General features: G+C 66.0%; 8 protein-coding genes. 3 read left to right on the forward strand and 5 right to left on the reverse strand.

Annotation, left to right across the window (positions count from 1 at the left end; translation table 11 throughout):
• From ACIQ42_RS15575 to ACIQ42_RS15585, 3 genes are all read right to left on the reverse strand, one after another.
• A partial coding sequence (locus ACIQ42_RS15575) for a penicillin acylase family protein (RefSeq protein ID WP_397423162.1) occupies window positions 1-907 on the reverse strand: 907 nt, incomplete at its 3' end.
• A gap of 52 nt (window positions 908-959) precedes the next feature.
• A complete protein-coding gene (locus ACIQ42_RS15580) occupies window positions 960-1,349 on the reverse strand; it encodes a DUF5367 family protein (RefSeq protein WP_397423163.1) in 390 nt (129 codons plus the stop codon).
• Window positions 1,346-1,876: a GNAT family N-acetyltransferase gene (locus tag ACIQ42_RS15585; protein WP_397423164.1), complete on the reverse strand. Its 531-nt coding sequence runs from the start codon at window positions 1,874-1,876 to the stop codon at window positions 1,346-1,348. Before ACIQ42_RS15585 ends, ACIQ42_RS15580 begins: the two co-directional genes overlap by 4 nt.
• 65 nt (window positions 1,877-1,941) lie before the next feature.
• Between ACIQ42_RS15585 and ACIQ42_RS15590 the strand changes: the two genes are divergently transcribed.
• Both ACIQ42_RS15590 and cdd read left to right on the forward strand, forming a co-directional pair.
• Entirely contained in the window at window positions 1,942-3,324 is a 1,383-nt protein-coding gene (locus tag ACIQ42_RS15590; protein ID WP_397423165.1) for a M24 family metallopeptidase, read from the forward strand.
• Window positions 3,321-3,707 carry a cytidine deaminase gene (gene cdd, locus ACIQ42_RS15595; RefSeq protein WP_397423166.1) on the forward strand — a complete coding sequence of 129 codons (387 nt, stop codon included), beginning with the start codon at window positions 3,321-3,323 and terminating at the stop codon, window positions 3,705-3,707. The genes ACIQ42_RS15590 and cdd overlap by 4 nt, the downstream gene beginning before the upstream one ends.
• A 4-nt stretch (window positions 3,708-3,711) precedes the next feature.
• On the opposite strand, the gene ACIQ42_RS15600 is transcribed toward cdd, so the two are convergent.
• Window positions 3,712-4,509, reverse strand: coding sequence for a phytanoyl-CoA dioxygenase family protein (locus ACIQ42_RS15600; RefSeq protein WP_397423167.1), 798 nt, complete (start codon window positions 4,507-4,509; stop codon window positions 3,712-3,714).
• A 103-nt stretch (window positions 4,510-4,612) separates the two neighbouring features.
• Here ACIQ42_RS15600 and ACIQ42_RS15605 point away from each other — a divergent pair, with 103 nt between their 5' ends.
• Complete coding sequence (locus ACIQ42_RS15605) at window positions 4,613-4,867, forward strand: hypothetical protein (protein ID WP_397423168.1); 255 nt, start codon at window positions 4,613-4,615, stop codon at window positions 4,865-4,867.
• Between the two features lie 90 nt (window positions 4,868-4,957).
• On the opposite strand, the gene ACIQ42_RS15610 is transcribed toward ACIQ42_RS15605, so the two are convergent.
• A partial coding sequence (locus ACIQ42_RS15610; RefSeq protein ID WP_397423169.1) for a lysophospholipid acyltransferase family protein occupies window positions 4,958-5,287 on the reverse strand: 330 nt, incomplete at its 5' end.

The following is a 5,287-nucleotide window of genomic DNA, read 5'->3' on the forward strand; positions in this document are numbered from 1 at the left end:
CGTAGATGTAGGCCGTCGGGTCCTTCGGATCGAGCTTAAGCTCGAACAGGCCAAAGCGCCGGGCGGTGGAAACAGTGTGGGTCCAGGCCATCCATTGATTGTGGCCGATGCCGATGGTGGGGCTGTTCTGGAGGCCAGCGCCAACGATGTTGAGCTTGCCCGGAATGATCAGGTGCATCCGGGTGAACCGGTTGATCCCGTCCCAGGGATAGTGGGGATTGCCGAGCAGGACGCCACGGCCGGTTTTCGTCACCTCGCGGCCCAGCGCATAGGCGTTGCTGCCCTGCCCTTCGGGAACCGGCGAGCGCTCGACGGGGCCATGCGGCGCGACGATGTCGGCGACCCCGGGAGGGGCCGCGGTGGCCACGCCAGCCATCATGGTGGGCTGCTGGCCAGCGATGATGGCTCGCCAGTAGTCGTTCTCGGTGTAGGTCCGCACCCAGGCCGCGCCCTTGCAGCGGGCGTCAGGCAGGTTGCCGACGCCCGTGTCGCGCACATAGCGGTTGATCCCGGCGATGAAGCCCCTGCCCAGGGCCCGGGCGTCGGCGGAGGGCTTGAAGCCGCCGGGCACGTCGCCGGCCAGCTTGGCCTCAAGGCGACCGGTTCTGATCAGCCGCTGGTGATAGAGGTCGCTGACGATATTGGCGTCGCGCTCGCCGGCGCCCAGGTAGCGGGATCGCTCGCCGCTGACGGTCATTGTCCGTTCTGCGAAGTCGCAGAAATTGTCCTGGGCGGCAGCATAGCCGGCACCATAGCCCAGGCCGCCAAAGTCAGCCGCAGTGACATGCGGCGCACCATAGGCCGTGCGAACCAGTTCAGCCCTGTAGGACGGTTCACTGGCTGTTGCCGCTGTCGCAAACGCCAGTGAGGCCGCCACGCCCAGCGCCCATGTGCCCAAACGCATCATCTCTTCCCCTGGCTGACCCGCCGTCTTGCAACGCGGCAGGCTCACATCGAAGCTAGGGTATGCGGACCGTGCGCGCCAGCCAAAGCGCATAGGCCAGAAGCACCGCCGTGCCGAAAATCAGCACCGCCGCGAATGGCCCGGCGGTTTCAGGCCTGAGACCCGTGAGCAGGCTGAAGTTCAGGATGTACGCCACATCACCGAACAGGCCCGGCAAGATGAGGATAACGGCGGCCGCGACCGCTTCCGACGGCGCAACCTTGCGCCAGGACATGATGGAACGCAGCAGCACGCAGACGCTGACCCCGATGGCCAGACCGCTCAAGCCCAGCGCGACCGGTCCGCTCTCGAACATCATCGTCCCGCCGAACCGGAACATCACCGCGCCATTCAGCCACACGCCGAAGCCCAGCAGGCCGAGGATGGTCATTTCCCTGTGCGTCATGATCCACCTTTCCGGTCAGCCCCCGGACGGTCCAGGCGCAGGTAGACGCTATCACACCACTCGCCGCCGATGAGCCAGGTCTTTGGCGCCCGGCTGGTTTCCCGGAAGCCGGCCCGCGCCAGCAGCCTGAGGCTGGCTTCATTGCGAGGATCGACATCTGCATTCAGATGTTCGATGTCGCCAGCAAACGCGTGAGGGATGAACGCCATCAGCGCCTCGAGGGCGTAACCCTGGCCCCAGCAGTCCCGCGCGAGAATGTAGCCGACATCCGGCGGGCGCCAGCATCCCAGTTTTCCGATACACCGGCCGTCGACCTCGAGGATGAGGTCGATATCCGATTGCGCTTCGATCATGCTGGAAAGCCACTGCCGGGTGGTCTCCAGGTCTGGATGGGGCGGCGTCGACCAGTACCGCATGACCTGGGGGTCGGACAGGATGGCATGCATCGCCGGCAGGTCGCCCGCGCACGCCTGCCGAAGCCGCAGGCGAGCGGTCTGGATCACAGCGGGGGAGACGGCGCGAGTCATCTCGCCATTCTCCCCCGGCGCCGAACGCCCTACAACAGAGCGTGATGCCGCAATGGGGGTTCAGAATGGGACGGGTTCGTCCAAAGGGGATACTGATCGGCGCGGCCATGATGGCGCTGTGCGCGCCCGTGGCGTTCGCGGCGGACCCGCCGGTGCTGCCCATGGTCGAAACCGAACTCACCCGCCCCGCCCTGCCGCCTATCCTGACCATGCGCGACCGGGCCCGGGTGGAAAACGCGCTGTTGGCCGACCGGCTGGACACGGTGATCCCGCGCCTCATGCGCGACCAGAAGATCGACATGTGGGTGCTGGTCGCCCGTGAGTATTTCGAAGACCCGGTGGTCGCCACCATGCTGGACGCCGAGAGCCTGCATGCGCGCCGGCGCACAATCCTGGTGTTCTTCGATCCCGGCGAGGGCCGACCCGTCGAGCGCCTAACCGTCAGTCGATACGGCATGGGCGACCTGTTCGCAGGGGCCTGGGACCCGCAGGCGCAACCCGATCAGTGGAAGGCGCTGGCCGAGCTCATCGCGCGGCGGGACCCGAAAAAGATCGCGATCAACACCTCCAGCCTCACCGCCTTCGGCGATGGCATGACGCTGAGCCAGCATGGCGAGATGGTCGCAGCCCTGCCCCAGATCTACCGCGACCGGATCGTTTCCGGCGAAGGTCTGTCAGTAGGATGGCTGGAGACCCGCACGCCGGCCGAGATGAAACTCTATCCCGGCATTATGCGCCTGGCGCACGCGGTCATCGCAGAAGCGTTTTCTGACGCCACCATCAAGCCCGGCAAGACCACCACCGCAGACGTGGTCTGGTTCTATCGCGAACGCCTGGCGCGGCTGGGGATCGCCACCTGGTTCCACCCCTCGATCGCGCTCCAGCGGCAGGGCGTGAAGGGCTTCCTCGACGGCGACACCGTCATCCAGAAGGGTGATCTGCTCTGGACCGATTTCGGGATCAACTATCTGCGCCTGAATACCGACACCCAGCACCTGGCCTATGTGCTGAAGGACGGGGAAACCCGGGCGCCGGCGGGCCTGCGGGCCGGGCTGACGGCGGCCAACCGGGTGCAGGACGCGCTGACCTCGTCCTTCGCCGTTGGATTGACCGGCAACGAGGTTCTGGCGGCGGCGCGGGCGAAAGCTGTCGCCCAGGGCCTGAAGCCCACCATTTACTCGCATCCGCTAGGCTACCACGGTCATGGCGCAGGGCCCGCGATCGGGTTCTGGGACAACCAGAGCCCGGACATCCGAGGGTCGCTGAAGGTTCACGCTAACACGGTCTGGTCCATCGAACTCGCCGCCACCGAACCCGTTCCGGAATGGGGCGGTCAGGACGTGGCGTTCCGCGCCGAGGAGAATGCGTTCTACGACGGTCGGCAGGTCCGCTATCTCGATGGTCGCCAGACAGACCTGACATTGATCCCGGGACGCCCTGACCGATGACCACAATCCCCGCCGAGCTTCGCCGCCTGCTGGCCAAAAGCCACGCGCCCTATTCCGGCGTCCACGTGGCCGCCGCGGTCGAGGGGCCGGACGGGCACCTGCACTACGGCGTCAATGTCGAGAACGCCGCCTATCCCGAGGGCGTCTGCGCCGAGACCAGCGCGATCTCTGCAGCGGTCACAGCGGGCGTGGCGTCGATCCGAAGGGTCTGGCTGGCCTCGTCCCTGCCCGGCCTGATCTGGCCCTGCGGCGGGTGCCGGCAGAAGATCTGGGAGTTTGCCGAGCCGGGCTGCGAGGTGGTCAGTGTGGGGGCCGACGGCACCGAGGACCGTCACACGATCGAGGCGCTGCTGCCAATGGGCTTTCGGTTGCCGCGCGGTTAGGTCCCTACGCTGGCTGCAGGCTGCGCCGAACCGGCGTCCAGCGCAGGATCGAGGCCTGGGCGGGGGAAAGCGGCTCCAACGGCACTGTGCCCGCCCGTCCGTAGTGATAGACCATCGCCGAGCGACGGCTGGCGGCACGGTTGTCCTGCGAGCAGTGCAGCAGGTAGCTATGAAAGACCAGCAGGTCGCCCGGCGCCATCAGCATCGGCACGGCATCGTCGATGTTGAGCCCGGTGACTTCCCGATAGCCCTGGTTCGCGCCCTCGCGCAGGTCGGGTCCATGGGGGTGGATGTCGCCGGTGTGCGAGCCCGGCAACACCGACAGACAGCCGTTCTCCAGCGTGGCCTCGGAGATGGCCAGCCAGACGCCCACCTGGGGCTGGCGGTCGAACGGGAAGTAGTAGCTGTCCTGATGCCAGGGCTGGCCCCAGGCGCCGGGGTTCTTGAAGATGAACTGGCTCTGGAACACGTCGATGTCGTCGCCCAGCAGGCCGGCGACGACATCGGCCACGCGCACGGACAAGGCGAAGTCCCGCGCGGCGCCGGACAGGTGCGGATTGAAGACCTTGGAGATCAGGTCTTCCGGTACGCTGGCCGTGAAATCCGGCTGCTCCTCGGGCTGGATGAAGAGACTCTCCCCCGTGCGATAGAAGGCGCGCCCGGGATTGGCCGACGGCGGATTGGCCCGGATCGCGGCAATGGTCTCGCGTTCCATGACCTGGCCAATGGACGGATCAGCAAATCCCCGAACGACGAAGAAGCCGTCACGGTTCCAGGCGTCGAGCTGTTGAGCGGTGAGCATGCGCTATTCTGCGTCCGGTACCTTACCTGTCAAGCACGCGGCGTCCTCCCGAAATGGCCCCGTACTTGCTGCTTCATTCCCGAAGCTGAAGAGCGCAGGCAGAATGCACACTTTCGACACCGGCATTGTTTCAGATCGGGAAGCCCAGCGGGTTTCCACCGCCTTCTATCGTTTCCTCGAGCGTCACAGCGATGATGATATCGAAGAGGCCTCGATGCAGATCCAGCCCGCAGGCCGTCGCCAGCAGATTGCGATCCGTCTGTGGAGCGAACAGGCCCTTTCCGATTTCCAGCGCCATGTCGCTGCCTTCACCGTGCCAATCCCGACAGGTGTGCTGGCGATGGCGACCTACGCCTGACGGTCGCGCGGCCGTCCGGCCGGCCTTCACAATGCTTTACACCCTGGCCGGGAACGCCCGCAGCACAACCTAGCGCAACCCGGTGTCGGCTCAATCCCGATACATCTCGCCAGGCCAGCGCTTATGCACCCAGAACCATTCGTCGGGCCGGGCCCGCACCCGCGCTTCTATGAACGCATTGATCTGACGGACACCGGCCTCAATATCGGCGTCCCGGTCGCCGGTGTCGACCAGATGGATCGGATCATGGACGATGACCTTGAAACGGGCCTGATCGCCAATCCGCTGCACACTCATGGGCTGGATCGGAATTCCAAAACGCAGCGCAAACGTGGCCGGGCCCGGCGCTGTGTGGGCGACGTGTCCGAACAGGGGCGCCGCGACGCCGCCGTTGAAGTTCTGATCATTCAGCAGCGCCAC

The sequence above is a fragment of the Phenylobacterium sp. genome, from assembly GCF_044372605.1.
Lineage (GTDB): Bacteria > Pseudomonadota > Alphaproteobacteria > Caulobacterales > Caulobacteraceae > Phenylobacterium.